Source organism: Thalassolituus sp. (assembly GCF_984348125.1).
On record NZ_CFHJLR010000013.1, the window covers coordinates 15,735 to 39,909 of the forward strand.

At 53.4% G+C, this 24,175-nt stretch carries 24 protein-coding genes; 17 read left to right on the forward strand and 7 right to left on the reverse strand.

The window, feature by feature from the left end; genetic code table 11:
- Nucleotides 1-10: 10 nt before the first annotated feature.
- Nucleotides 11-577 (forward strand): elongation factor P, encoded by a 567-nt coding sequence (gene efp, locus AC5E51_RS10400; RefSeq protein ID WP_068437287.1) that lies wholly within the window; start codon nt 11-13, stop codon nt 575-577.
- A complete protein-coding gene (gene epmA / locus AC5E51_RS10405; protein ID WP_297533887.1) occupies nt 570-1,502 on the forward strand; it encodes an EF-P lysine aminoacylase EpmA in 933 nt (310 codons plus the stop codon). The genes efp and epmA overlap by 8 nt, the downstream gene beginning before the upstream one ends.
- Before the next feature lie 49 nt (nt 1,503-1,551).
- Here epmA and asd read toward each other — a convergent pair whose 3' ends face one another.
- The 3 genes from asd to AC5E51_RS10420 all read right to left on the reverse strand — a co-directional run bounded on the left by asd (nt 1,552) and on the right by AC5E51_RS10420 (nt 5,000).
- The gene (gene asd, locus AC5E51_RS10410) at nt 1,552-2,409 is read right to left on the reverse strand and encodes an archaetidylserine decarboxylase (RefSeq protein WP_491778543.1); all 858 of its coding nucleotides are present in this window, start codon (nt 2,407-2,409) and stop codon (nt 1,552-1,554) included.
- Nucleotides 2,410-2,420: 11 nt separating this feature from the next.
- Nucleotides 2,421-3,248 carry a sulfurtransferase gene (locus tag AC5E51_RS10415; protein WP_068437297.1) on the reverse strand — a complete coding sequence of 276 codons (828 nt, stop codon included), beginning with the start codon at nt 3,246-3,248 and terminating at the stop codon, nt 2,421-2,423.
- Nucleotides 3,249-3,314: 66 nt separating this feature from the next.
- Nucleotides 3,315-5,000 (reverse strand): HDOD domain-containing protein, encoded by a 1,686-nt coding sequence (locus tag AC5E51_RS10420; protein ID WP_491778544.1) that lies wholly within the window; start codon nt 4,998-5,000, stop codon nt 3,315-3,317.
- 163 nt (nt 5,001-5,163) lie between these two features.
- Here AC5E51_RS10420 and motA point away from each other — a divergent pair, with 163 nt between their 5' ends.
- Together motA and AC5E51_RS10430 are read left to right on the forward strand one after the other, a co-directional pair.
- The gene (gene motA / locus AC5E51_RS10425; protein ID WP_300428690.1) at nt 5,164-6,015 is read left to right on the forward strand and encodes a flagellar motor stator protein MotA; all 852 of its coding nucleotides are present in this window, start codon (nt 5,164-5,166) and stop codon (nt 6,013-6,015) included.
- A 13-nt stretch (nt 6,016-6,028) separates the two neighbouring features.
- Complete coding sequence (locus AC5E51_RS10430; RefSeq protein WP_301181771.1) at nt 6,029-7,060, forward strand: flagellar motor protein MotB; 1,032 nt, start codon at nt 6,029-6,031, stop codon at nt 7,058-7,060.
- Nucleotides 7,061-7,069: 9 nt separating this feature from the next.
- Here AC5E51_RS10430 and rsgA read toward each other — a convergent pair whose 3' ends face one another.
- Nucleotides 7,070-8,095: a small ribosomal subunit biogenesis GTPase RsgA gene (gene rsgA / locus AC5E51_RS10435; RefSeq protein WP_301181773.1), complete on the reverse strand. Its 1,026-nt coding sequence runs from the start codon at nt 8,093-8,095 to the stop codon at nt 7,070-7,072.
- Nucleotides 8,096-8,194: 99 nt separating this feature from the next.
- On the opposite strand from rsgA, the gene orn reads away from it, so the two are divergent.
- Nucleotides 8,195-8,737 (forward strand): oligoribonuclease, encoded by a 543-nt coding sequence (gene orn / locus AC5E51_RS10440; RefSeq protein ID WP_068437311.1) that lies wholly within the window; start codon nt 8,195-8,197, stop codon nt 8,735-8,737.
- A gap of 84 nt (nt 8,738-8,821) precedes the next feature.
- Here orn and AC5E51_RS10445 read toward each other — a convergent pair whose 3' ends face one another.
- Together AC5E51_RS10445 and AC5E51_RS10450 are read right to left on the reverse strand one after the other, a co-directional pair.
- Nucleotides 8,822-9,556, reverse strand: coding sequence for a MauE/DoxX family redox-associated membrane protein (locus AC5E51_RS10445; RefSeq protein ID WP_301181774.1), 735 nt, complete (start codon nt 9,554-9,556; stop codon nt 8,822-8,824).
- 58 nt (nt 9,557-9,614) lie between these two features.
- On the reverse strand, nt 9,615-10,430 hold the full coding sequence (locus tag AC5E51_RS10450) for an SDR family oxidoreductase (protein ID WP_301181775.1): 816 nt from the start codon (nt 10,428-10,430) through the stop codon (nt 9,615-9,617).
- A 169-nt stretch (nt 10,431-10,599) separates the two neighbouring features.
- Between AC5E51_RS10450 and AC5E51_RS10455 the strand changes: the two genes are divergently transcribed.
- Nucleotides 10,600-11,070: a Dps family protein gene (locus AC5E51_RS10455; protein ID WP_068437323.1), complete on the forward strand. Its 471-nt coding sequence runs from the start codon at nt 10,600-10,602 to the stop codon at nt 11,068-11,070.
- A 57-nt stretch (nt 11,071-11,127) separates the two neighbouring features.
- Here AC5E51_RS10455 and queG read toward each other — a convergent pair whose 3' ends face one another.
- Nucleotides 11,128-12,216 carry a tRNA epoxyqueuosine(34) reductase QueG gene (queG, locus tag AC5E51_RS10460; protein WP_491778545.1) on the reverse strand — a complete coding sequence of 363 codons (1,089 nt, stop codon included), beginning with the start codon at nt 12,214-12,216 and terminating at the stop codon, nt 11,128-11,130.
- A 66-nt stretch (nt 12,217-12,282) separates the two neighbouring features.
- Here queG and AC5E51_RS10465 point away from each other — a divergent pair, with 66 nt between their 5' ends.
- The 11 genes from AC5E51_RS10465 (at nt 12,283) to AC5E51_RS10515 (ending at nt 24,151) form a co-directional block, all read left to right on the forward strand.
- Complete coding sequence (locus tag AC5E51_RS10465) at nt 12,283-13,803, forward strand: bifunctional ADP-dependent NAD(P)H-hydrate dehydratase/NAD(P)H-hydrate epimerase (protein WP_076516520.1); 1,521 nt, start codon at nt 12,283-12,285, stop codon at nt 13,801-13,803.
- Entirely contained in the window at nt 13,803-14,303 is a 501-nt protein-coding gene (gene tsaE / locus AC5E51_RS10470; RefSeq protein WP_491778546.1) for a tRNA (adenosine(37)-N6)-threonylcarbamoyltransferase complex ATPase subunit type 1 TsaE, read from the forward strand. Before AC5E51_RS10465 ends, tsaE begins: the two co-directional genes overlap by 1 nt.
- Complete coding sequence (locus AC5E51_RS10475; RefSeq protein WP_068437331.1) at nt 14,291-15,625, forward strand: N-acetylmuramoyl-L-alanine amidase; 1,335 nt, start codon at nt 14,291-14,293, stop codon at nt 15,623-15,625. The genes tsaE and AC5E51_RS10475 overlap by 13 nt, the downstream gene beginning before the upstream one ends.
- A gap of 16 nt (nt 15,626-15,641) precedes the next feature.
- The gene (gene mutL / locus AC5E51_RS10480; protein ID WP_076516523.1) at nt 15,642-17,531 is read left to right on the forward strand and encodes a DNA mismatch repair endonuclease MutL; all 1,890 of its coding nucleotides are present in this window, start codon (nt 15,642-15,644) and stop codon (nt 17,529-17,531) included.
- Nucleotides 17,531-18,505, forward strand: a complete 975-nt coding sequence (gene miaA / locus AC5E51_RS10485) for a tRNA (adenosine(37)-N6)-dimethylallyltransferase MiaA (protein ID WP_491778547.1) — start codon at nt 17,531-17,533, stop codon at nt 18,503-18,505. The genes mutL and miaA overlap by 1 nt, the downstream gene beginning before the upstream one ends.
- Before the next feature lie 216 nt (nt 18,506-18,721).
- A complete protein-coding gene (hfq, locus tag AC5E51_RS10490) occupies nt 18,722-18,967 on the forward strand; it encodes an RNA chaperone Hfq (RefSeq protein ID WP_068437341.1) in 246 nt (81 codons plus the stop codon).
- A gap of 199 nt (nt 18,968-19,166) precedes the next feature.
- On the forward strand, nt 19,167-20,477 hold the full coding sequence (gene hflX, locus AC5E51_RS10495) for a ribosome rescue GTPase HflX (protein WP_491778548.1): 1,311 nt from the start codon (nt 19,167-19,169) through the stop codon (nt 20,475-20,477).
- Between the two features lie 123 nt (nt 20,478-20,600).
- Nucleotides 20,601-21,785 carry an FtsH protease activity modulator HflK gene (hflK, locus tag AC5E51_RS10500; RefSeq protein WP_491226430.1) on the forward strand — a complete coding sequence of 395 codons (1,185 nt, stop codon included), beginning with the start codon at nt 20,601-20,603 and terminating at the stop codon, nt 21,783-21,785.
- The gene (hflC, locus tag AC5E51_RS10505) at nt 21,785-22,654 is read left to right on the forward strand and encodes a protease modulator HflC (RefSeq protein WP_068437364.1); all 870 of its coding nucleotides are present in this window, start codon (nt 21,785-21,787) and stop codon (nt 22,652-22,654) included. Before hflK ends, hflC begins: the two co-directional genes overlap by 1 nt.
- Nucleotides 22,655-22,773: 119 nt before the next feature.
- Nucleotides 22,774-22,974: a DUF2065 domain-containing protein gene (locus AC5E51_RS10510; protein WP_068437367.1), complete on the forward strand. Its 201-nt coding sequence runs from the start codon at nt 22,774-22,776 to the stop codon at nt 22,972-22,974.
- 10 nt (nt 22,975-22,984) lie between these two features.
- Nucleotides 22,985-24,151 carry an ATP phosphoribosyltransferase regulatory subunit gene (locus AC5E51_RS10515; protein ID WP_068437370.1) on the forward strand — a complete coding sequence of 389 codons (1,167 nt, stop codon included), beginning with the start codon at nt 22,985-22,987 and terminating at the stop codon, nt 24,149-24,151.
- The last annotated feature ends 24 nt before the right edge of the window (nt 24,152-24,175 follow it).

Here is a 24,175-nt window from a genome sequence, read left to right on the forward strand (position 1 = left end):
GGAAGTCAAAATGGCTAACTATTCTACCAACGAATTTAAATCGGGTCTCAAAGTGATGCTCGACAATGAGCCGTGCTCCATTGTGGAAAACGAGTACGTCAAGCCGGGCAAGGGCCAGGCATTCAATCGTGTTAAGCTCCGTAACCTGCGTAACGGTCGTGTGCTTGAGAAGACCTTCAAGTCAGGAGACAGCCTGGAAGGCGCTGACGTGATGGAAGTGGACATGGAATACCTCTACACCGACGGTGAATTCTGGCACTTCATGGCTACCGATGGTTCTTTCGAACAGCACGGCGCTTCTCAGGAAGCCGTAGGCGACACCGTTAAGTGGCTGAAAGAGCAGGACGTGTACACTGTCATCCTGTTCAACGGCGCTGTTCTTACCGTTGCACCGCCTAACTTTGTAGAGCTTGAAGTGGTCGAGACCGATCCGGGTGTAAAAGGCGACACTGCGAACGGTGGTAGTAAGCCTGCAACCCTGTCGACCGGTGCGGTTGTTAAAGTCCCTCTGTTTATCAATATCGGTGAAGTACTGAAGATTGATACCCGTTCGGGCGAATACGTCGGCCGTGCTTGATTCGCGCTGGCAACCCTCTTGCGATCGGGCAGCTCTGGCTGCCCGATCTGCGTTTTACCGCACTATTCGTGAGTTCTTTTACGCACGCGACGTGCTTGAGGTCGATACTCCTCTGTTAGGAAACGCGCCTGTTTCTGATCCCAATATTGAACCGATGCAGACTCGCGAAGGGCGCTGGCTACATACCTCGCCTGAGTACGCAATGAAGCGCCTGCTGTGTGCAGGAAGCGGAGATATCTGGCAGCTGTGTAAGGTGTTTCGTGCGGGGGAAGCAGGGCGTCGTCATAACCCTGAGTTTTCCATGCTCGAATGGTACCGTGTCAGTTGGTCGCTGGATCGTCTGATGGGAGAAGTCCGGGACCTGGTGCGGGCGCTGTTTAAAACCCGCTGGGCAGAGTTACCCGAAGTGCGTATGAGCTACGCCAGTGCGCTGAAGCAGTTTGCTGGTATCGATGTCCATAAGGCATCGGATGAGGACATCGCTGCGGTCGGTATTTCTGCCGCAGGACAGGATTTACAGCTTGGCCGTGACGGCTGGTTAGATATCATCATGAGCCACAAGGTCGAACCGGCCTTGCCCGAAGAAACTCTAGTGTTTATCTATGACTTCCCCGCAAGTCAGGCAGCGCTTGCGAAGGTGAATTACGATGCCGATGGCAACCCGGTGGCAGAACGTTTTGAATTGTTCTTTAACGGCACTGAATTAGCCAACGGATATCACGAACTGACCGATGCGGAGGAACAGCGTCGTCGCTTTGAAAAAGAAGCCGATGGGCGTCCTCTGGATGAGCACTTACTGGCGGCGATTGAACATGGTTTGCCGGAATGCTCTGGCGTAGCCATGGGCGTAGACCGCTTACTGATGCATGTACTTCAGGCTGAGCGCATCAGTGATGTACTCAGTTTTGACTGGCCAAGAGCCTGATCACGACTGGATCAGGCCAAGGCCATAGATAGGTCGGGCTTGAGCCTGATCACGAAAGGTCTGCGATGGCCTCGCCCATTCTCACCGGTGAGCCCGCTTCAAAGGCATCCTTCCAGTCGACAACGCCTTTCGGGTGACACAGGATGACGGTCGAACCGAGTTTGAAGCGACCCATTTCTGCGCCTTTTTCCAGCGATACATCGACTGGGGCGCCGTATTCGCTGACCTTCAGTTCGCGGCGTGGCGGAGCAATGTGGCCAGCCCAGACGGTTTCAACGGCGGCGACGATCATAGCGCCTACCAGCACCATCGCCATCGGTCCTTTGTCGGTATCAAAAATACAGACAACCCGTTCGTTGCGAGCGAACAGGCGAGGTACATTCTCGGCGGTTACCTGATTCACAGAGAACAGGTCGCCGGGAACATAAATCATGTCACGCAGTTTGCCGGCCATCGGCATGTGTACCCGGTGGTAATCCTTCGGCGACAGGTAAATGGTCGCGAATTCGCCACCCATAAAAGGCGCTGCGCGTTTGGCGTCTCCACCGAGCAGCTCAGTCAGGCAGTAATCCTGTCCTTTCGCCTGAAAAATACGGCCATCAACGATTTCCCCTCGTTGTGATACGGCACCGTCAGCGGGTGAACACAGGACAGAGGCATCACCTTCAATCGGGCGTGCACCATCAATTAATTCGCGTGTAAAAAAGTCGTTAAAACAGGAGAACTCAGAGGCCGTCTGGCGCTGAGCTTCGCTCATATTGACGCCAAACTTTTTGATGAACAGATTAATGAGCGGGTTTTTTACCCATTCCATTTCTGTCTCAGCCAGAGCACCCACCGCACGAGAGAGCAGGTGCTGTGGGACAACGTATTGGCTGGCGATAAACAGATTGTCTTTAAAACTCATTGGGTCATCTCTTAATTAGGTTCCGTGCCGGTCACAACCGGTGTGTTTTCGTCGTTGCCCCACTCAGACCACGAGCCAGCGTAACCCCGGATATCGAATCCCAGAATTTTACCAACCAGGTAGGTATATCCGGAACGATGGTGGGTCTGGCAGTGCGTAGCGATACGCTTAGTCTCATCGATACCCAGGCCTGACAGTAAGGTGCGGAAAGCATCCAGATCGTTAATACGTAAACCGCGGTCTTTGTCCATTCCACGGGTCCACTCATAATTCACGGCTCCCGGAATGTGGCCACCGCGGGCTGAAATCACTTTTTCACCCGTGTATTCGGCGGCTGAGCGAGCGTCCCAGATGGCAAAGTCCGGTTTTCCGAGGTTATCCAGTACCTGGGCTTTGGTGAAGGTGGCATCCGGGTTAATCGCAGTGATTTTATAGTCAGACGCCTGCGGGGTAACGGTGCCGGTTTCCTGTGGTAAGCCCGCCTGACGCCAGGCGACGATACCGCCATTAATATAGGAATATTTTGTATGGCCTATGCAGTCGAGTACCCAGATCAGACGCCCGGCCCAGCCACCGCCTTCGTCGTCAGAGCAGATAACGTGAGTGTCAGGCGTCAGTCCCAGCTCGCTGAATACGGCTTCAAGATCTGAGACTTCTGGTAACAGACCAGGGACGGGTGTACCCGGACGTTGTAAACGTTTGAAGTCGAGGTGAACTGCACCCGGAATATGACCTTCAACGAAGGTCTCTGCCTTACTCTGGTCGATGACCAGGACATTATCGAGCGGTAACAGGTCAGCCAGTTGTTCTGGCTCCAGCAACAAAGGGAGGTCAGCCATGGGGGGTTCACTCAGCTAATTATTTCGTTGGCACGAAGTGTATCTGAGAGACCACCCTGTGTCAGGTCACGACGTCTGTCGCGCGGCCTTATGGGCCTTACCCGCGGGTTTATTTTTCTGGGCACTGAGCTGTCGGAGAGAAGCCAGCCCCTGACTGGTTGTCGTGCAGAGTTGCCGGAAACGTTGGTATTGCGCTTTGGATATTGCTTTATTGCCAGAGTTTGCGGCAATGACAATTCCGATGGGGTCGCGACCTGCGTGGACTGACATCAGCAACAATTCTTGCGGAAGTGCATCGGCAAGCTCCGGGGGCATGCCTTTGAAGTATCGTCCACAAGTCGCCGGCGTGATATGAACGGCCGCAGACTGCTTCATTAACTGACGTAGTAAAGGAGCGACCTGCAACGGGATGCTGGTACTCGACAGAGGCGTCAGGCCGTCAGGGTTCTCCGAGTAGACTGTACGCAGGGATGAACGATTTTTACCGGGCAGCATAACAATCGCGTGATCGATGCCAATGCCAAGATGAATACCTTTCAATACCCCCTGCATCAGATAGTGCCAGTCACCGAAGCTTGCGGGGGACTCAGACAATTGCCCCATCAACTTAGACAGGTACGCGCTGCCATGACGAGCAGGTTTGGTTGGCGATTGAGTTTCGGGCGCCGACACTTTATCAATCTCGGCTTCTGAGCGTACATCCGGTTCGGCCTGCACGACTTTGGCTGTCGTGTCGTTGGGCGAAGTCGTGGCCGCATATGCAGGCGCAACTTCTGGAAGAGGTGTCCATTTAGGGTACGACAGTGCTTCTGGTCTCGGTGTAGTCAGCAACGCAATGCCAGAGGCCAATGCAGACTTTCTCAAACGCGCTTCATCCAGCTGAACTTTACGGCTCTCGCTGACCAGTGTCGGATAGCGGCGCCCCTGCGCATGACTGCTCATTGCCAACCAGCGCTGGCTTCGCTCACCTTCCGGGTTTATATGAAGGTGCCAGGCAGTATTCGCTGCGGTCAGCGCAAGCATAGAAGCACTCTGGCTTTTGTGGATCAGTTGGCGTCCGGTATCCAGATCTCTTGGGTCTTGTTTGCGCAGGCGTCGCCAGTCTTTCCTCTCTGGTAATTTATCTCGTTGAAACATATCGACAACCGGGTCGGGCAGGTTGTGCCGACGCACCAGGCGTTTCCAGTTCTCGGGTGAGTTACCGAATACTTTGCGAGAAGCGGTACTGAGATCATCGCCCTCGCTCAGGTAGTGAAACCAGTTGTGACTGGACTGATCGAGCAATAGCCAGGGCCAGAGGATAGAGTTAGCCAGCATGGCTGACCAATAGGCCGTACTCGTGGGTGTGCCTTTCGCACTCGCCCATTGTGCTGCCAGGCAACCGGCCATGTGCGCAGTGTACAGTGCCTGCCGATACACTTTCTGTGAAGCATCCTCCGGGTGGTCTTCAATCACCGGGAGCTTCTTCACCAGAATAATCAGCTCTTGCATGCCGAGCAGCGACAGGCAGTTATAAACGCCGTGAATCTGTTCGCGGCAACCGGGGTTATGGTTGACGGCTTTTTGCAGTAAGTGCCAGCAGAGTGCCGGATCTCTTTCCGCCACAGGTACCAGCGATTCAAAGCTGACCTGCGGATTTTTGAGTTCGACCCTTAATGCATCCCGTGTTTCTTTCAGGATAGGTAAGTCACGGAACGCCAGTACGGCCTCCCATTGAGCGGCGCTGGGCGTCTGAAGCGCAGAATTCTGCATGGAGAGAGTGTTCCCGGTTTGTTAAACGGTCATTTGTATCCTTTACTTACTATAGTCGTGATGCGTATTTCGTCCCGTGTAATCTGTGTGTCTTTTTTGTCACGGAAGGGTTTCGGTTCGCATCCTGAGTTAAATGCGGAGTACCGCTGAGGAAATTGGCTGGATGCTATTTGTAGCAGGTGTCGTGATTGTTTTTGGCAGTGTCCTGTATGGCTATGTGATGTCACATGGCCAACTGCTGGCATTGTGGCAACCCTTCGAGATACTGATTATTGTCGGCGCGGCCTTTGGTGCCTTTCTTCTGTCGAATCCCTGGCATGTTGTCTGGTCGTCATTTCGCCTGATTCCCAAGGTGATTATGGGCGGGAGCGTCTCAAAAACCATGTATATGGATGTACTTGGGTTGCTCTATGACATTCTCAATAAAGCGCGCCGGGAAGGCATCATGGCGATTGAGGGGGATGTCGAGAACCCGGACACCAGTGCACTCTTTGCGCGCTATCCCGCGATTCAGGCGAATCATGAACTGGCCGTCTTTATTGCTGACTACTTTCGCATTATCGCCGCAGGTAACCTCACGTCGTTCGAGCTGGAATCCCTGATGGATCAGGAAATAGAGGCACGCATGCACGAGCTGGAACAACCGGGCATGGCGGTTGGTAAAGTGTCAGATGCCTTGCCGGGCTTTGGTATTGTTGCCGCAGTATTAGGTATCGTGATCACCATGGGCGCCATTGGCGGTGATATCAACGAAATCGGTGCTCATGTGGCGGCCGCTCTGGTCGGGACATTCAGTGGTGTTTTACTCGCCTATGGTCTGGTTGGGCCAATCTCTTCTGTCATGCGTCATATCGCCGAAGAAGAAATTAAACTCTACGAAGCTGCAAAGGCCTGCATTATCGCCTCCCTGAACGGACTACCGCCGCAGCTGGCGGTGGAGTTTGGCCGTAAGTCACTGTTCACCCATAAGCGTCCGACCTTCAATGAAGTCGAAAGCAAAGTGCGCAGCCGCTGATGAGTGATTGCTGATGGAGAAGTTAAGCCCACATCAGAATATCGTTGTCCGTCGTTATAAGAAGGGCAAACACGAAGAGCATGGTGGCGCCTGGAAGGTCGCGATGGCGGACTTTGCACTGGCAATGATGGCCTTATTTCTGGTGCTATGGGTCATTAACTCCTCCAACGAACAGGAGCGGGAGGCCATATCGGGTTACTTTCAGGACCCGAAAGCCTTTGAAGAGGGCAAGCTGGTGCCGTCTAAGTACGTTATTGATCTTGGCGGTTCACCAACAACCTCTGACAATATCGCTGTCTCAGAAACCATTGATCCCGAGAAAATTCTTCAGGCGGATGAGATTGAAAGCCTGGCTGATGCCATTGAGCAACGGCGCATGGAAGAAATGAAAGCCAAAATTCAGGCGATGATCACTGCCAGCCCGACACTGAGTCCGTTCAAGAATCAGCTGTTGCTCGACCTAACGACCGAAGGTCTGCGGTTGCAGATTGTGGATCAGACCAATCGCCCAATGTTTGATCAGGGCAGCGCTCATTTACGCTACTACTCTGAGGATATTTTATGGGAGCTGGCGCCCATGCTCTCAGGTCTGGATCATCGTTTACAGATTACCGGCCATACGGATTCATCTGGCGTAGTAAACCAACGCGATGAAGACGACATCAACTGGGGCCTGTCGTCGCTGCGGGCGGATTCGGCTCGTCGTGCCCTGATGGAAGCTGGTGTGCCTAAGTCACAGATCGCTCAGGTGATTGGCATGGGCGATACGGCACCGTTGAAACCCGATGACCCGGCGGCGGCGGTCAATCGACGCATTTCAATTACGCTACTCAATAAAGCGCTCGATGCAGGCATCAAAGGGCGCAGTGGCAGTGATGCCGATGTTGAATTTATCAACGGTGAGAATGGTGAAAGTAGCGAAGACGATCCCAGAACGCCTACGATTAATCGCACCGGGACCTTGCTCGAAGAGCTGCAGCAAAGACGTAACCGGGCCGATAACCCTTACGATAATCCGCCCAATAAAGAAGAAGTTTTCTGGTAGTACGCTGACTTACAGTTCAGTCAGCGTACTCAGAATGCGTTTGTAGCTGAAGAAGCGCTCGTCGCTGATCTCACCGTTTTCGAGTGCTTCAATGATGGCGCAACCCGGCTCAGATTCGTGTGCACAATCGCGGAAGCGACAATGACCGGCGATATCACGCAACTCGCGGAAACCGTACATCACCTCTTCTGGTGACATATGCCATAGCCCGAATTCACGAATCCCCGGAGAGTCGATCAGATCACCGCCCGCAGGGAAGTGATACAGCCTTGCAGTCGTTGTCGTATGCTTGCCCTTGCGGGTATTTTCCGACAAAGCTCCGATACGCAGATCTTCGCCCGGAAGCAGCGTCGCAATCAGTGACGATTTGCCTACGCCAGACTGCCCAACGAAGACACTGACACGGTCATTCAGAAAGGTTTTAAGGTCAGCGAGGCTGCTCTCGTCTTTACTGCATACGCGCAATGATCGATAACCCAGTACTTCATAGTCGCCGAGCAGTTCATCGAAGTAGGGCTGAATCTCTTCGTCAATCAGGTCAACCTTGTTGAGCAGGAATATGGGTTCTATACCACAGTTCTCTGCAGCAACCAGATAGCGATCAATCAGGTTGCGGTGGGCATGAGGTTCGGGAGCGATGGTTAGCAGAATATTGTCGATATTCGCAGCGACGGGTTTGATCTCGTTGTACGGATTCGGTCGTGATAACTCAGATTCACGTTCCTGCACCATCTCGACCACCCCGGTCAGTACACCGTTATTTTCAGGCCCTGGTCGGAAGACAACGTGGTCGCCGGTGACCAGTGACCCCAGGTTGGCGCGCAGAAAACAGCGATAGCGGGTACGGTGTTCGTCTTCGACCTCAACCTGAGAGCCGAAGTGAGCGATAATCAGGCCGTGCATTTCCTCGCCCAGCTCACCGGCGCTCAGCTGGTCTGAAATATCACGCTCTTTGCGTTTCGCTCGCGAAGCCTTTTCCTGCTGAATCTTTTCGACCCGCCAGGCCTGACGGCGATTTAGTTTGCGCTTAGCCATATTCGCTCTGATTTTTAAGATGGCGCTATTGTCGCGGTTGGCTGGGTTTGGTGCAACTTGCTAGACTGATATCTCCAATATAGTTACCGAGAATGCGACATGAGTCAGAAAGATAATCTGGTCTGGATGGACCTGGAGATGACAGGTCTGGAGCCAGAGCAGGATGTTATCATTGAAATCGCGACCATTGTGACCGACAGCGACCTCAACGTTATTGCTGAAGGGCCGGTTATTGCGGTGCACCAGCCAGACGTATTGCTGGATGCGATGGATGAGTGGAATACCCGCACCCACGGTAACTCAGGGCTGACGCAAAGGGTGAAAGACAGTACTCAGGATGCTCGTGCTGCCGAGCTGGCAACGATCGCCTTCCTGAAAGAACACGTCAAAGAGGGCGCTTCGCCACTGTGCGGCAACAGCATTCATCAAGACCGGCGTTTTCTGGTGAAGTACATGCCCGAGCTTGAGCGCTACTTCCACTACCGTAATATCGATGTATCTACGCTGAAAGAATTAGCTCGTCGCTGGAAGCCGGAGGCTGTCTCTTCATTCGAGAAGAAAGGGGCCCATCAGGCGTTGGATGATATTCGTGAGTCGATTGCTGAAATGCAGCACTATCGTAAACACTTTTTGGCGGTGTAAGTAATCGATCAAGCTTAGCTTTATGAAAAAGCGCCTCAATAATTCGAGGCGCTTTTTTCGTTTCTTATCCGCTGAAAAGCTGAGTCAGCGAAAGAGAAGCATCCAGATTGCCATTCCTACCATCATCAGATTTTCGGTCATGGAAATCGCACCAAGGGGAACATTGCTGTTGCCTCCGACACAGGCACACTTCAGTTCCCGCTTCTGAATATAAACGGCTTTATAGACCGACGCGGCGCCGATACTACCGATGAATAAGGCAACAAGTGCAACCAGTGGTGTCCACACCATAGCAATCATACCAATACCGGCAAACGCCTCGGCGAACGGGTAAATCTTTGAATAGGGGACGTATTTCTGTGCTAAGAGGTCATAGCCCAAGAACTGCAAGGAGAAGGCTTCGAGGTCCTGCAATTTCTGAATCGCAAGAACACACATGCTGAACGCGATAAACAACTCAAACCATCGATCACCGAAGAAGCTGCCACTCACCATGTGAGAAGCGCCCAGCGCCATCAGAAGCGTGACAGAAAAAATCGCAATGATCGGGGTGTAGCTTGTTGTCTTCTCTTTCTTACCTGACTTACCAAAGTGATCTTTCAGGGCGTCGTAACCACCGATGCGCTTTCCATCGATAAATGTTTGCGGAGTCGTTTCGACCTCATGTTCTTTTTTAAAGGCATCGGTTTCGGCTCTGGTCGTTAACCAGTTGTCTTCGACCTGAAAACCCTCGCGCTTAAGCAGGTCGAGAGACTTTAAACCGTATGGGCAGATGTGTTTCTCCATCACCATGCGGTAAATAACGGCTTGTTTACTCATGATTCACCTCCTGTGAAAACAGACTTGCTTTTTGCTCAAAAGTTCATTGTCGCAGGAGTCAGGTTAATGCCATTTTCCGAACCATTTTATAAATCACACTTGGGAACAATCGTTTAATGATTGGCCCCATGCCTTCTTTGCCTTTGGCGATAACGACCTGTTCTTTTTCATTGGCTACGGCATTTAAGACTTCGGCTACTGCCTCATCGACGGCCATGCCATTTTTGATCACGGTGTCGTCCACTTTTTCGAGAGCAGTGCCTTCACGACGAGCAGTTTCGATAATACTGGTGCGCACAAAGCCCGGACACAGTGTCGTCACGCGCAAACCTTTGTCGTGCACCTCTGAGCGCAGTGAGTCCATAAAACCAATAATGGCATGTTTCGATGAGCAATACGCCGAGCGGTACGGAATACCAATCAGGCCTGCAATGCTCGAGGTAGTGACAATATGCCCTGAACCGCGAGCCAGCATACCGGGCAGTACTTTGCGGGTAATCGTCACCTGCGAGAAGTAGTTCAGTTCCATTACCTTGCGGTAGATATCCGCTTCGGTCTCATTGATCAGTGAGCGTTGCGTGATTCCGGCATTATTGAACAGGTAATCTACGACGCCGAATTCGTCGGCCACCTTGTCAGCTGCGTTGATTACATCGGCTTCATTCAACATGTCGAGTGGCAGCACAATATGTGTTTCCGGACTCTGGCACGCGCTTCTCACCCGTTCAAGTTCGTCTTCGCGGCGGGCAGACAGGATCAGGCGGGCACCCAGCTTACTCAGGTCATAACACAGCTGCTCACCAATCCCGGAAGACGCTCCGGTAATCCATATGAGTTTGTTATTGAAGACAGACGTCAGGTTCGTGGTCGCCATATGCTGCACTCTTGTTCAGAAAATATTGATGAGAATTCATAAAAGAAGAGCATCGACATTGGCAGAGGCTCAGTGAGGCGTCAAATAATTCTGGAGCAAATCTCCGGAACAAAGTGAAACAGCCCCTGTCCCTATAAGGGAGCGATTCATTTTCAGAAGGAGTACATGTATGACTTCGATCGATATTGGTATTAATGAAGAAAGCCGTAAACAGATTGCCGAGGGCCTGAGTAAAGTTCTGGCGGACTCTTACACTCTGTATCTGCAGACCCACAACTTCCACTGGAACGTCACCGGCCCGCAGTTCCGTGAGTTACACCTGATGTTCGAAGAACACTATACCGAACTGGCCGAAGCCGTGGACGATATCGCCGAGCGAATCCGTACTCTGGGATTCACGGCGCCGGGTACCTATAAAGAGTTTGCGCGTCTGAGCTCTGTGGAAGAGGTTGACGGTGTGCCGGAAGCTAATGAGATGGTCGATATCCTGACCAAAGGACACGAGCAGGTTGTGCGCACGTGTCGGAGCGTTATCAAAATGACTGACGAAGTATTCGATGAGGGTACGGCTGACCTGCTTACGGCCCGCATGAGTCTGCACGAGAAAACGGCGTGGATGCTGCGTGCACTGCGTCAGTAATCAGTAACCGATAATCCGGTGCACTGCCACCACTGACAACCATCTGCACAGATGATGTTACTGGCCCTGCTGTCGCAGGGCCCAGTCGATGTGCTCATCGACTAACCCTGAAATATTTCCTTTCTGCTTTTTCAACGCTTCCTGCACCTCAATACTTTGCGAGGCATTTCCCAACGCTACCGATATATTCCGCATCCAGTTTTCGTAGCCTGTTCTGCGGATTGGCATGCCTTCGGTTTTTTTCAGGAAGGTCGCTTCATCCCACTGAAACAGCTCGAGCAGTGTCGCTTTATCCAGCTGGTGGCGCGGGGTGAAATCGGGTTCTTCGCTGCTTTTACTGAAGCGATTCCAGGGGCAGCCAATCTGACAGTCGTCGCAACCAAAGATACGGTTGCCTATGCCATTGCGAAGCTCTTCGGGGATTGGCCCGTCGAGTTCGATGGTCAGGTAAGAAATGCATTTTCTCGCGTCGAGAACGTAGGGGCCTACAAAGGCTTGGGTCGGGCAAATATCCAGGCACGAGGTACAGCGACCGCAATGATTCTTCAGTGGCGTTTCATTGGGTTCGAGCGGAAGGTCGGTGAGAATTTCACCCAAGAAAAAATACGAGCCGGCTTCTCGGTTAAGCACCATCGTATTCTTACCAATCCAGCCGATTCCTGCCTGTTCTGCGAGAGCGCGTTCGAGAATGGGCGCGCTGTCGACAAATGCGCGAAAACCAAGCTCGCCGATTTCAGACTGAATGCGCTTTCCGAGTTGTGTCAGACGTTTGCGGATTAACTTGTGATAATCGCGCCCCAGCGCATAACGAGAAATATACGCGTTGTCTTTATCCTGCAGATGCTTCGCTACCTCTACACCTGGCGCCAGATAGTCCATTCTCAGGCTGATCACACTCAGCGTGCCGGGAAGCAGCTCATCAGGCAGAGCGCGCATTGGGCCCCGTTCTGTCACGTGATCGGCCATATAGCTCATTTCACCGTGATAACCGGCATCCAGCCACTGCTGTAACCGATTGCCGTGCTCTCCTGTATCGACGCTACTGAACCCACACTGCTGAAAGCCAGCCTCGAGCGACCATTGCGTAATATCATCACGCAACTTCTGTAGTTGTTCTGGGGTAAGTACTGTCCTGGAGGATGTCATTCTGGCCGGGCTGCCCTGGGACTTATATAATCCCGGCAATGTATCACAAGCGCAGGCCCAACCGCGATGAAGCGACCTTACACAGGCTATGACCATCTTCCCGGAAACATCGACAGCGTTGCTGGCGTACGGGAGCTCGACCGGCTGATTATTCAGCGCATGGGAGACAATGGCTACAGTCTGATGCGACAGGCTGGCGAAGCGGCATTTGAATGCCTGCGTGAGCGTTGGCCCGAAGCGCAGCACCTGTGCATTCTTGCCGGTGCTGGCAATAACGGTGGTGACGGCTGGGTAATCGCTGCATTAGCAGTCGAGCAGGGCCTGTCGGTAACTGTTCTGATGCTTGGCGATGTTACCCGACAAAGCCCATCGGCGACCGATGCCCGGCACATGGCCGAGAGCGCCGGTGTCGTTGCCCGTGAATTCGATGGCAATCTGCCCGCAGATGCTGACCTTCTGGTTGATGGTTTATTAGGTACAGGCCTGAATGCGGTCGTACAGGGTGAGTTTGCCGAAGCGATCAAGGCGATGAACGAACACCAGGCGCCGGTATTCGCTCTGGATATTCCCTCCGGCCTGAACGCCAGTACCGGCATGATTATGGGCCATGTGGTTCAGGCAGATGCGACGATGACCTTTATCGGTATGAAGCCAGGTCTGCTGACCTGCGACGGCCCGGACTGCTGTGGTGAACTTCACTACGCGGCGCTTGGGTTAACCGATGCAGAGCGACAAGCGGTTTCTGTACTGGCGAAACGAGTGAGTTATCACTCGCTTACTCAGGATGGCCCCTTACTGTATTCCCGACGCGGTAACTCCAACAAAGGAAACCATGGCCATGCGTTGCTGATTGGCGGCGAAACCGGCTTCGGCGGTGCTATTGCTATGGCCGTGGACGCCTGCTGTCGTACCGGCGCAGGCCTGACCTCCTGCGCGACGCGTCCGGCTAATGTCTCTGTGGTGCTTGGTCGGCGCCCGGAGTGTATGGCGGCGGCGATTAATGCCGGGCTTGAAATGCAGCCCCTGATGGAAAAAGTGTCAGTGTTGGCCTGCGGCCCCGGACTCGGGCGCAGCAGCTGGGCAGAGTTGCTTCTGCAGCAGGTTCTTCAGAGTGACTATCCGGTTGTGCTGGATGCGGATGCATTGAATATTATTGCCTCTCCGGGATGGCAGACGGAATTTCCGGAGCGTGACGTCGTGATGACTCCGCATCCAGGCGAAGCTGCGCGGTTGCTGGACAAGTCCGTAGCGGATATTCAGTCTGATCGCCTCGGTGCGGCGCAGGCAATTGCTGAGAAATACCATGCGGTTGTTATTCTCAAGGGGCAGGGCAGTATCATTGCTTCTCCCGAAGGCGAGCTGGCGATCTGCACTGATGGCAACCCGGGCATGGCGACCGGCGGAATGGGTGATGTTCTTACGGGTGTGATAGCCGGGCTTCTGGCTCAAGGGTTAACGCCATGGCAGGCGGCTGTTCGTGGCGCCTGCCTGCACAGCGCAGCTGCTGATCTCGCGGCAGCGGAGTCCGGGACGCGCGGACTTCTTGCGACAGACCTGATGCCATTTATCCGACAATTGGTGAACTGATGACTGAGAGCAATCCACAGACTACTGGCCAGATACGCCTGACCGGCGAAGATGAAATGGTCAGTTTTGCAGGCCGTATGTCTTCAATACTGACGGGCGGTGGCCTGGTATTTCTCGAAGGTACTCTGGGCGCTGGCAAAACTACCCTGAGTCGTGGGCTGATTCAGGCGCTTGGTCATACAGGCCCGGTGAAGTCCCCGACGTATACTCTGGTTGAAGAATACGATCTGCCGGATGGTCGGGTCTGCCATTTTGACCTCTATCGTCTGGGTGACCCGGAAGAGCTTGAGTACATGGGGATTCGCGAATATCTGACGGATGGAACTTTGTGCCTGATCGAGTGGCCTGAGCGTGGGCGCGGTGTATTGCCCGAGGCCGATCTTGCGATTCATATTGACGATGTAGGTGAGGCACGTATCCTCAACTGGCAGGCAGAGACAGATAAAGGGGCACAGTGGAGCAGGCAACTGCAGCAGCTGGTAAAAGAATGGCAGGAATAATTAAGCGGCTGATCGCGTTTTTCGTCGTGACACTCTGTGTGCTGCCAGTATGGGCAGACGTCAGCGACGTACGTATCTGGCAGTCTCCCGATAAAGTCCGTCTGGTGCTCGACCTCAGCGGACCGCACGAACATAAAATCTTCCAGCTGACCGGGCCGGACCGCATCGTCGTTGACCTTAAAAATGCGTCGCTGAAAATGTCGTCGTTAGAAAAGGTAGCCGACGACTCCAGCGAAGTGATTCGTGTACGCAGTGGGCGCCGCAACAAGACCGACCTGCGTCTTGTGGTAGAAACCCGCGCGACGATGAAATATCGCAGCTTCCCGTTACCCCCTTCTGAAGGGGTGTCTCACCATCGTCTGGTCGTAGATCTTGAACGTCCTCTGTCAGAGGCGTCTATGAGTGCGCCTGATATCGTTAAGAAAGCAGAAACCTACGAAACCGATCAGCGTGACATTATTATTGCCATCGATGCCGGGCACGGCGGCGAAGACCCCGGAGCCCTTGGCCCTGGCCGCGTGATGGAAAAACATGTGGTTCTGGCGATATCCAAAGAACTGCAACGCCTGCTGGATCAGGAAACTGGCTTTGCCCCCTTTATGGTCCGCACCGGCGATTACTACATCGGCTTACGTGAGCGCTCAGAAAAAGCCCGTAAAGCGAATGCCGATTTCTTTGTCTCTATTCATGCCGATGCGTTTAAGCACCCCAGTGCCAGCGGTAGCTCGGTATTTGTGTTGTCAGACCGGGGAGCGACCAGTGAGACGGCACGCTTTCTTGCCGACAAAGAAAATTCGTCCGACTTAATTGGTGGTGTCAGCATTGGTGATCGTGAGGATCACCTGGCGATGACGTTACTGGATCTGTCGATGACGCATAAGCGCACCGCCAGTGTTTCGATTGGCGATGAAATTCTGCAGGAAATGGGCAAGATCAGTAAACTGCACAAGAAGAACGTCGAAGAAGCCGCATTTGTCGTACTGAAATCACCGGACATGCCGGCGCTACTGGTAGAAACAGGATTTATTTCAAACCCTGGCGAAGCCCGGCAGCTGAAAACCAGCGCTTACCAGAAGAAAATGGCGCGTGCGATTTTCAACGGCATTAAAGATTATTTTCAGAATAATCCTCCGGCCGGAACCTTGATGGCGGCGCGTAAGAAAGCAGCACAACAATACATCGAATACACAGTCCGTAGTGGCGACACTCTTTCTGAGCTGGCAGTTCGCAGCGGCATGGGAATGTCTGAGCTGCGCAAACTGAATGGCCTGAGCAGTAACTCGCTGAGAGTCGGCCAGAAACTGCGTATTCCAAATTCCTGAACTTTCAGTCTGAGCTATGAGCCGAATACACCTGTTATCGCCACGTCTTGCGAACCAGATTGCTGCGGGCGAAGTTGTAGAACGTCCAGCCAATATCATTAAAGAGTTGGTCGAAAATTCGCTGGATGCTGGTGCTCAGCATATTGATGTTGATGCCGAGCAGGGTGGCATTAAGCTGCTTCGCGTTCGTGATGACGGGCACGGCATCGGCAAAGACGACCTGCCTTTGTCTCTCAGTCGCCACGCCACCAGTAAAATTACTACGCTGGATGATCTCGAAGCCGTGGGCACAATGGGTTTCCGTGGTGAAGCCTTGGCGAGTATCTCATCGGTATCACGCCTGACTCTGACATCCAGAGAGAAAGGCTCAGATGAAGCCTGGCAGGTGAAAGCGGAAGGGCGTGATATGCAGGCGGAAGTCAGCCCGGCAGCCCACCCAACAGGCACCACGGTTGAAGCGCGTGACCTGTTTTTTAATACGCCAGCACGACGTAAGTTTCTGCGTACAGAAAAGACAGAATTCTCTCACCTTGAAGACACACTGAAAAAGCTCGCACTCAGTCGCTATGACGTTGCTTTTACGCTGCGTCATAACAACCGCGTCATTCATTCGTTGCGCCCTGCGGCCCGGACGATTGATCGTGAGAAACGGGTGGCAACACTGCTTAATCCGCAATTTATGGATAACGCAGTGCACATTGAAACCGAAGGTGCGGGCCTGACAATTGAAGGTTGGGTGGGTTTACCGACGTTTTCGCGTTCGCAGGGGGATATGCAGTATTTCTTTGTGAACGGCCGGGCGGTGCGTGACAAACTGGTCGTGCACGCGATTAAACAAGCCTACCGTGATGTGCTTTATCATGGTCGTCATCCGGCGTTTGTGCTTTATCTCTGGTTGGACCCGAAGCTGGTGGACGTTAACGTTCACCCGACTAAGCACGAAGTGCGCTTCCGCGATGGTCGCCTGGTGCATGATTTTATTTTCCGTTCTCTGCACCGCGCTCTGGCGGACATACGCCCGGAACAGCCGACCGCGAATCTGCAGCCAAGTGCAGCTCCGGCGGCAACAGGTACAGAAGCGGGAGAGTTTCAGGGACAGAACCGGCTCGACTGGCAACAGCCTGCTACCGAACGAGTTCCATTCTCTGCAACCGCTGACGGCGCCGCGACCTCAACAGCTCAGAATTTTTCTGGCGGTTCTTTTGGTCAGAGTTTTTCTGACAGTCGTCCGGGGCAGGGCGCAGTGGCTGAACAATTACGCAGTTACGAACAGCTGAATCAGGGAGCGCCACAACCACTTCCTGAATCCAGTGCAGAAGACCTGCCGCCACTCGGGTTTGCCGTCGCTCAACTACATGGCATTTATATACTCGCGCAGAATGCTCACGGTCTGGTGGTCGTGGATATGCACGCTGCACACGAGCGAATTACCTACGAGCGTTTAAAAGTCGCGGTGGATGAGCAGGGCGTTCAGAGTCAGCCTTTGCTCGTGCCCGAAACTCTGCACGTCAGTGAGCGTGAGGCCGATGCGGCAGAGCAGTTCTCCGATGAATTTCGTCAGTTTGGCGTCGAGCTGGCAAGAGTGTCGCCAGAGAGCCTGATGATCCGCCAGATTCCGGTATTGTTGCAGCAGGCAAATGTCGGGCAACTGATCACTGATATGCTGAGTGATCTGATGGAACATGGCGCCTCGGACCGGATTCTTGCTCATCGCAACGAACTGCTGTCGACCATGGCGTGCCATGGTTCTGTACGGGCAAACCGGAAGCTGACCCTACCTGAAATGAATGCTTTGTTACGGGATATGGAAGCCACCGAGCGCTCCGGACAGTGCAACCACGGGCGACCGACCTGGACTCAGATGACGATGTCAGAGTTGGATAAGCTCTTTCTGCGGGGGCGCTGATGTCAGAACCCTTACCTCCTGTGAGTTTACCGCCCGCGATATTTCTGATGGGGCCGACGGCCTCAGGCAAGACGGCGCTCGCTCTGGAGTTGGTTAAGAACCACGATTGCGAAATCATCAGTGTCGATTCAGCGCTGGTCTACAAAGGCATGGACATCGGTACCGCCAAGCCGGACGCCAGTATGCAGGCGCAGGCACCGCACCGCCTGATTGATCTGATTGATCCGGCCGAGACTTACTCCGCCGCTAATTTCCGTGAAGACGCTTTACGGGAAATGGCCGACATTACCGCCGCCGGCAAAGTGCCATTGCTGGTGGGTGGCACCATGATGTATTTCAAATTTCTCCGCGACGGCGCTGCAGATCTGCCGAAAGCCGACGAGGCAATCCGGCAGCAATTACTCGAAGAAGGCCTTGAGAAAGGTTGGCCGGCGATGCATGCGCGACTGGCAGATATCGATCCTGAGTCCGCACGCCGCCTGAAACCTATGGATTCTCAGCGTATTCAGCGTGCGCTTGAGGTGTATCTGATCTCTGGCAAAACACTGACGGAGTACTGGGCCGAGCAACAGACCGAACCGCTGCCCTACCATGTCGTGAACCTCGCGGTATGCCCGGCAGAGCGCAAGCGTTTACACGAACGCATCGCCGAGCGTTTCCGTATTATGGTGGCCGATGGTTTTCTCGACGAGGTAAAAGCGCTGCGTGCCCGTGGTGATCTTGATAAGAATATGCCGTCCATCCGTTGCGTTGGATATCGTCAGGCGTGGGACTATCTGGATGGTGAATACGACTACGACGAGATGATAGAACGGGGCATTATTGCGACGCGCCAACTGGCCAAACGTCAGATCACCTGGCTGCGTAGCTGGCCCGATCTTCATTGGCTGGATACCGATGATCCGGATATTGTCAGAAATACCTTGAAAATACTCAGCACCAGCGCCATATTTAGCCGTGAGAACGGCTGCTGACCGTATTGAATTACCATAACAATGCAGAATTCGGCATTCTCGGGCTGAACCCAACGACCAAATATGTGTCTGTACAGATGATCCGGTGTAGGTGTACCGGTTTATTTCATGGCCTCCATGTTAGTTTTGGGGCAGGTTCTGGCCACCAATGGGGCAATCTACTATTACTTCGCCGACCGCAGATTGGAAGGCACTCTCTCATTTAGGAGAACAACTATGTCAAAAGGGCACTCTTTACAAGACCCTTATCTGAACCAGCTTCGTAAGGAGCGTATCCAGGTTTCTATCTTTCTGGTTAACGGCATTAAGCTGCAGGGTCAGATCGAATCATTCGATCAGTTCGTTATCCTGCTGAAGAACACTGTTTCTCAGATGGTTTATAAGCACGCAATTTCTACTGTAGTTCCAAGCCGCAATGTGCGTCTGGCACCAGCAGCAGAACAGGGTGAAGGCGAGGAATAATCGCCCGGCCTGATCAGGGGCTTTGCCGTAAAGAGGGCGGGCCCGCTGATATTCCCACCATCCGACTGAAACAACCGCAGTGTTGTTATTGAGCGTCTGAGGCATCATTGTGTCTCGCATCTGCTATTTTTTATCGGAAGCATCCGGTACGACCAGATTTCCAAATTCTGAATAATCGCCGACAAAGGTACATCTATCTGTGTTTTTTGAGCGTCCTGACAGTGGTGGTGAAGAAGCCATTCTCGTACACGTCGACTTCCCCGAAGGAGCGAACCGGGAGGATCTGAGTGAATTCCGTGAACTCGTTATCTCTGCGGGGGCAGACCCGGTAGATCTGGTAACTACTAAGCGGGATGTACCTCACGTAAAAACGTTCGTTGGTAAGGGAAAAGTTGAAGAAATCGCCGAGGCCGTGCGTATGCATGATGTGAGTCTGGTGATTTTTAACCATGCACTGACACCCAGTCAGGAGCGCAACGTTGAGCGTGAAATCAAGTGCCGGGTGCTCGACCGTACCGGCCTGATTCTCGATATCTTTGCCCAACGCGCCCGTACCCACGAGGGTAAACTGCAGGTTGAGCTGGCGCAGCTGCAGCATCAGTCGACCCGTCTTGTCCGTGGCTGGACTCACCTTGAACGTCAGAAAGGTGGTATCGGCATGCGCGGGCCGGGTGAAACTCAGCTTGAAACTGACCGACGTCTTCTGCGGGAACGGGTAAAGAGTATTCATGCCCGTCTTGAGAAAGTAAGGGCACAGCGCAACCAGAGTCGCCGTGCGCGTAAGCGCTCGGATGTGCCGACCGTTGCTATTGTCGGATACACCAACGCGGGTAAGTCGACTCTGTTCAATGCACTGACGCAGGCTGATGTCTATGCTGCAGATCAGTTGTTTGCAACGCTTGATCCGACCTTGCGACGCCTCGAAATTGATGACGTGGGTGAAATCGTTCTGGCAGACACGGTTGGATTTATCCGACACCTGCCCCATAAACTAGTAGAGGCATTCCGTGCCACTCTGCAGGAAGCGGCAGAGGCTGATCTGTTGATGCATGTGATCGACTGCGCCTCGGATGAACGGGAAGGCAATATCGAGCAGGTTGAGCTGGTACTCGGTGAAATTCAGGCGGACGAACTGCCGGAGTTGCGTGTCTACAACAAGATCGATCTGTTGGAATCTGGTGAGCCGCGCATCGACCGGAACGAGGATGGTGTCCCCGTTGCGGTCTGGGTGTCGGCACAGGAACGGCTTGGTTTTGACCTGCTGTGTCAGGCGATGTCTGAGTTGTTGGGCGAAGAGATCTTCGAAGATCGGCTCACGCTGGCACCTGCGGATGCACGTCTTCGTGCAATTCTTTACGAAAGCGGTGGCGTTCAGGGCGAGGATTTTGCCGATAATGGTGACATCCATCTGCAGATTCGCATGCAGTTGCAAGACTTTAAACGAGCGTTATCTAAAGCTGAGGTTCCTGAGTCGCGCTTTATCGCGCAACCTGCAGATCCCTGGTTATAGCAAAAGTCGGCGGTTAGTTGCCTGATTCGATGCCTGATGGGCTGGCCGCTGCGCTCAAATCCGTTATCATTACGGACGTACTATTCATTTATGACAAAACAGCCACACTGACTGGAGTGATCTATGGCCTGGAATGAGCCTGGCGGTAATGGCAACAAGCCCAAAGACCCTTGGGGTAACAATAACAGGGGCAACGGCGGTGGTGGTAATCAGCCACCCGATCTGGACGAAGTGATCCGCAAGCTGACTGATAAACTGAACGGTTTATTCGGCGGCAAGAAAAGCGGCGGAAATAACAACAACGGCGGTGATGGCAGCATCACAGGCTTTCTTGTTGTTGCCGCAGTCATTGCGGCAATTCTGCTGGCGATGAATTCTGTATACATCCTCGACACTCAGGAACGCGGCGTCGTATTACGTACTGGTAAGTTCGATCGCATCGAAGGTGAAGGTCTGAACTGGAAACTGCCAGTGATTGAAGACGTAATCATCGTCAACGCGACCCGTGTTCGTGAAACTGAAATCCGTGAAAGCATGCTGACCGAAGACGAAAACATCGTCGACGTAAAACTGAACGTTCAGTACCGGGTCACCGATCCTGTGTCTTATGCGCTGCGTGTTGAAGACCCTGAGCTGACTCTGCGTGATGCCGCCGAAAGTGCGCTGCGTCATGAGGTGGGTTCTACCGAGATGGACCCTATCCTGACGACAGGTCGTGTGGTTCTGGCAGAAGCGGTTAAACAGCGTCTGCAGTTCTACATGGATGAGTACAATACAGGTATCACTCTGCAGAACGTGAACATCAAAGACGCAACCCCGCCAGCGGCGGTGAAAGAAGCGTTTGATGATGTTCAGCGTGCTAAGCAGGATAAAGAACGCACCATCAATGACGCAGAAGCCTACGCGAACTCGGTGGTACCGGAAGCCCGTGGTCGCGCTCAGCGTCAGCTCGAAGAAGCCCGCGCCTACCGTGAGCGTGTTGTGGCGCGTGCAGAAGGTGAAGCCGATCGCTTTACCAAGCTGTTAAGCGAGTACAACAAGGCACCCGCGGTTACCCGTGAACGTCTCTACATTGATGCCGTGACTCAGGTGTACAACAAGAGCAGTAAAGTTCTGGTGGACGTCGAAGGCGGTAACAACATGATGTACCTGCCACTCGATAAACTGACCCAGCAGGCTCAGGGTGTGGCTCGTCAGTCTGATCTCAGTGATGAAGACATCAAGCGCCTGACTGATGAAGTGATCCGTGAGGCTAACTCGCGTCGTACTTCAGGCAGTTCATCTACTATTCGTCGGGAGGGTCGATAATGTCACCTAAAGCATTTACTTCGCTGATCGTTATCGCGCTGGTGGTCCTGATTGGTAGCCAGAGCTTCTACATCATCAAAGAAACCGAGCGTGCGATTAAGCTGCGCTTCGGTGAGATGATTGACGACGATGTTCAGCCGGGCATCGGGTTTAAAATGCCATTGGCCGATGTCATCAAGCGTTTCGATGCGCGTGTACTGACGCTGGATACTCAGCCATCACGCTTCCTGACGTCAGGTAAGAAATACGTCATCGTTGATTCGTTCGCGAAATGGCGCATCAAAGACGTGCGTAATTACTACCAGGCGACATCGGGTGACCGCACTCGTGCAACGCTTCTTCTGGAAAACCAGGTGAACAAGGGTCTGCGTGACGAAATCGCAGCGCGCAGCCTGTACGAAGTTGTTTCTGGTGAGCGTGATCAGCTGATGACCAAACTGACCGCAATGCTCAACGAGCAGACGCAGGACGAGCTGGGTATCGAAGTACTGGATGTTCGCGTTAAAGCGATCGACCTGCCAGATGAGCTGAGCAATAACGTGTATCAGCGTATGTCGGCAGAACGTGGTCGTGAATCCCGTGAGATCCGCTCTGAAGGTAACGAGCTGGCTGAAGGTATTCAGGCAGACGCAGATCGTCAGAAAACGGTGATCGAGGCAGAAGCCTACCGGGAAGCCGAGCAGATCCGAGGTGAGGGCGATGCTGAAGCATCGCGCATCTATGCGCAGGCGTTCAACAAAGACCCTGAGTTCTACTCATTTACCCGCAGTCTGAAGGCTTACACTGAGACCTTCGAAGGCAACGATGTTCTGTTGCTCGATCCTAAGAGCGACTTCTTCCGTTACCTGAACGACTCCAAAGGGAACTAATGGCAGCCGGGCCTGAACATGTTTGCATGTTCAAGCCCGGTCAGCTCTGGTAGAATCCCGCAACCGGGCTGGTAGCCCGGTTTTTTTGTGCAATTCTGTTTTACATCAAGGTAGAGAAAGTGTCCGCAGAAGCCTGGCATACACTGGCGGTGGCCGTCAGTCTGGTGCTGATTATTGAGGGCGTTATCCCTTTTCTTTACCCTGCGCGATGGCGCCAGCTGGTGATCCGGATGGCCGAGACAGATGACCGCACCATGAGAATGATCGGGCTCTTCAGCATGTCGCTGGGGCTCATCCTGCTTTACCTGTTTAACAATTGAAGGCTGGACAATGACTGGAGCTGACCGTTGGCTGCTGCCTGATGGCATTGACGAAATCCTACCGCCACAGGCGCGTCGTATCGAACAGTTACGCCGCCATCTGCTCGATTATCTCGATAACTGCGGTTATGACTTCGTTATCCCGCCGGCGCTGGAGTATCTTGATTCACTGCTGACTGGCACCGGTAAAGACCTGGACCTGCGCACCTTCAAAGTGACCGACCAGTTGTCAGGTCGCCTGATGGGATTGAGCGCTGATACGACACCACAGGTTGCTCGTATCGATGCACACAGCCTGGCTCCGGAAGGCACCAGTCGTCTGAGTTACTGCCGTACTGTGTTTCACACGCGTCCGGCGTCACTGCTGGCCAGCCGCACGCCAACTCAGATTGGTGCGGAGCTGTACGGCGTAGCCGGCACCAGTGCCGATGTCGAAATCATCAGCGTGATGCTCAGCCTGTTGTCTGAAGCGGGTATCGAAGGTGTTCACCTTGATCTGGGTAATGTCGGTGTATTCCGCGCGTTAGCCGACAGTGCTGGCCTGAGTGATGAGCAGCAGAGCGAACTGTTCGACCTGCTCAAGCTTAAGTGTCAGACGGACACACTGGCGTGGGTTGAGCGTGAGCTGAGTGACAGCCGTTTAACCGAAGCATTCAGCCTGGTGGCTTCAATGCAGGGCAGTGCCAGTGCACTGACCGACAAATTTGCACGTTTAGCTGAACTGGTGCCAGTAGGGGCGCAGCAGCTGAGCGATATGACACAGGCGATTGAAGCGCTGATGCAGCGTTTCCCTCAGGTATCAATCACCTGTGATCTGACAGAATTACGTGGTTATGATTACCACACAGGTCTGGTATTTGCGGCCTATGTGCCGGGTTACGGTGATGCTGTAGCTCAGGGCGGTCGTTATGATGAAACCGGTGCGGATTTCGGGCGAGCACGTCCGGCAACCGGTTTCAGTGCAGACCTTAAAGTACTGGCGGCTCTCGGTCAGCGTCAGTTTGAAGTAAAGGAAACCGTGGCTGCTCCCGCGTCGGATGATCCGTCGTTATGGCAGGCAATCACGGACTTACGGGCCAAAGGATACCGTGTAGTGACCGAAGCGAATGGTGATGTTGCAGGGGCGTCTCAGCGACTGCAGCAAAACGATGGCCAGTGGACACTGGTCAGCGCCTGAATTTTTAAATTTAACGACTGAGTG

Bases quoted from the DNA above. Each gene is read 5' to 3' on its own strand.
- AC5E51_RS10415 (WP_068437297.1), bottom strand. From the start codon at position 3,248: ATGGCTGACCTCCCTTTGTTGCTGGAGCCAGAACAACTGGCTGACCTG.
- hflK (WP_491226430.1), top strand. From the start codon at position 20,601: ATGGCCTGGAATGAGCCTGGCGGTAATGGCAACAAGCCCAAAGACCCT.
- AC5E51_RS10450 (WP_301181775.1), bottom strand. From the start codon at position 10,430: ATGGCGACCACGAACCTGACGTCTGTCTTCAATAACAAACTCATATGG.
- AC5E51_RS10475 (WP_068437331.1), top strand. From the start codon at position 14,291: ATGGCAGGAATAATTAAGCGGCTGATCGCGTTTTTCGTCGTGACACTC.
- AC5E51_RS10455 (WP_068437323.1), top strand. From the start codon at position 10,600: ATGACTTCGATCGATATTGGTATTAATGAAGAAAGCCGTAAACAGATT.
- miaA (WP_491778547.1), top strand. From the start codon at position 17,531: ATGTCAGAACCCTTACCTCCTGTGAGTTTACCGCCCGCGATATTTCTG.
- asd (WP_491778543.1), bottom strand. From the start codon at position 2,409: ATGAGTTTTAAAGACAATCTGTTTATCGCCAGCCAATACGTTGTCCCA.
- efp (WP_068437287.1), top strand. From the start codon at position 11: ATGGCTAACTATTCTACCAACGAATTTAAATCGGGTCTCAAAGTGATG.
- hflC (WP_068437364.1), top strand. From the start codon at position 21,785: ATGTCACCTAAAGCATTTACTTCGCTGATCGTTATCGCGCTGGTGGTC.
- mutL (WP_076516523.1), top strand. From the start codon at position 15,642: ATGAGCCGAATACACCTGTTATCGCCACGTCTTGCGAACCAGATTGCT.
- orn (WP_068437311.1), top strand. From the start codon at position 8,195: ATGAGTCAGAAAGATAATCTGGTCTGGATGGACCTGGAGATGACAGGT.
- AC5E51_RS10515 (WP_068437370.1), top strand. From the start codon at position 22,985: ATGACTGGAGCTGACCGTTGGCTGCTGCCTGATGGCATTGACGAAATC.
- AC5E51_RS10430 (WP_301181771.1), top strand. From the start codon at position 6,029: ATGGAGAAGTTAAGCCCACATCAGAATATCGTTGTCCGTCGTTATAAG.
- tsaE (WP_491778546.1), top strand. From the start codon at position 13,803: ATGACTGAGAGCAATCCACAGACTACTGGCCAGATACGCCTGACCGGC.
- queG (WP_491778545.1), bottom strand. From the start codon at position 12,216: ATGACATCCTCCAGGACAGTACTTACCCCAGAACAACTACAGAAGTTG.
- hfq (WP_068437341.1), top strand. From the start codon at position 18,722: ATGTCAAAAGGGCACTCTTTACAAGACCCTTATCTGAACCAGCTTCGT.
- motA (WP_300428690.1), top strand. From the start codon at position 5,164: ATGCTATTTGTAGCAGGTGTCGTGATTGTTTTTGGCAGTGTCCTGTAT.
- rsgA (WP_301181773.1), bottom strand. From the start codon at position 8,095: ATGGCTAAGCGCAAACTAAATCGCCGTCAGGCCTGGCGGGTCGAAAAG.
- AC5E51_RS10465 (WP_076516520.1), top strand. From the start codon at position 12,283: ATGAAGCGACCTTACACAGGCTATGACCATCTTCCCGGAAACATCGAC.
- AC5E51_RS10420 (WP_491778544.1), bottom strand. From the start codon at position 5,000: ATGCAGAATTCTGCGCTTCAGACGCCCAGCGCCGCTCAATGGGAGGCC.
- AC5E51_RS10445 (WP_301181774.1), bottom strand. From the start codon at position 9,556: ATGAGTAAACAAGCCGTTATTTACCGCATGGTGATGGAGAAACACATC.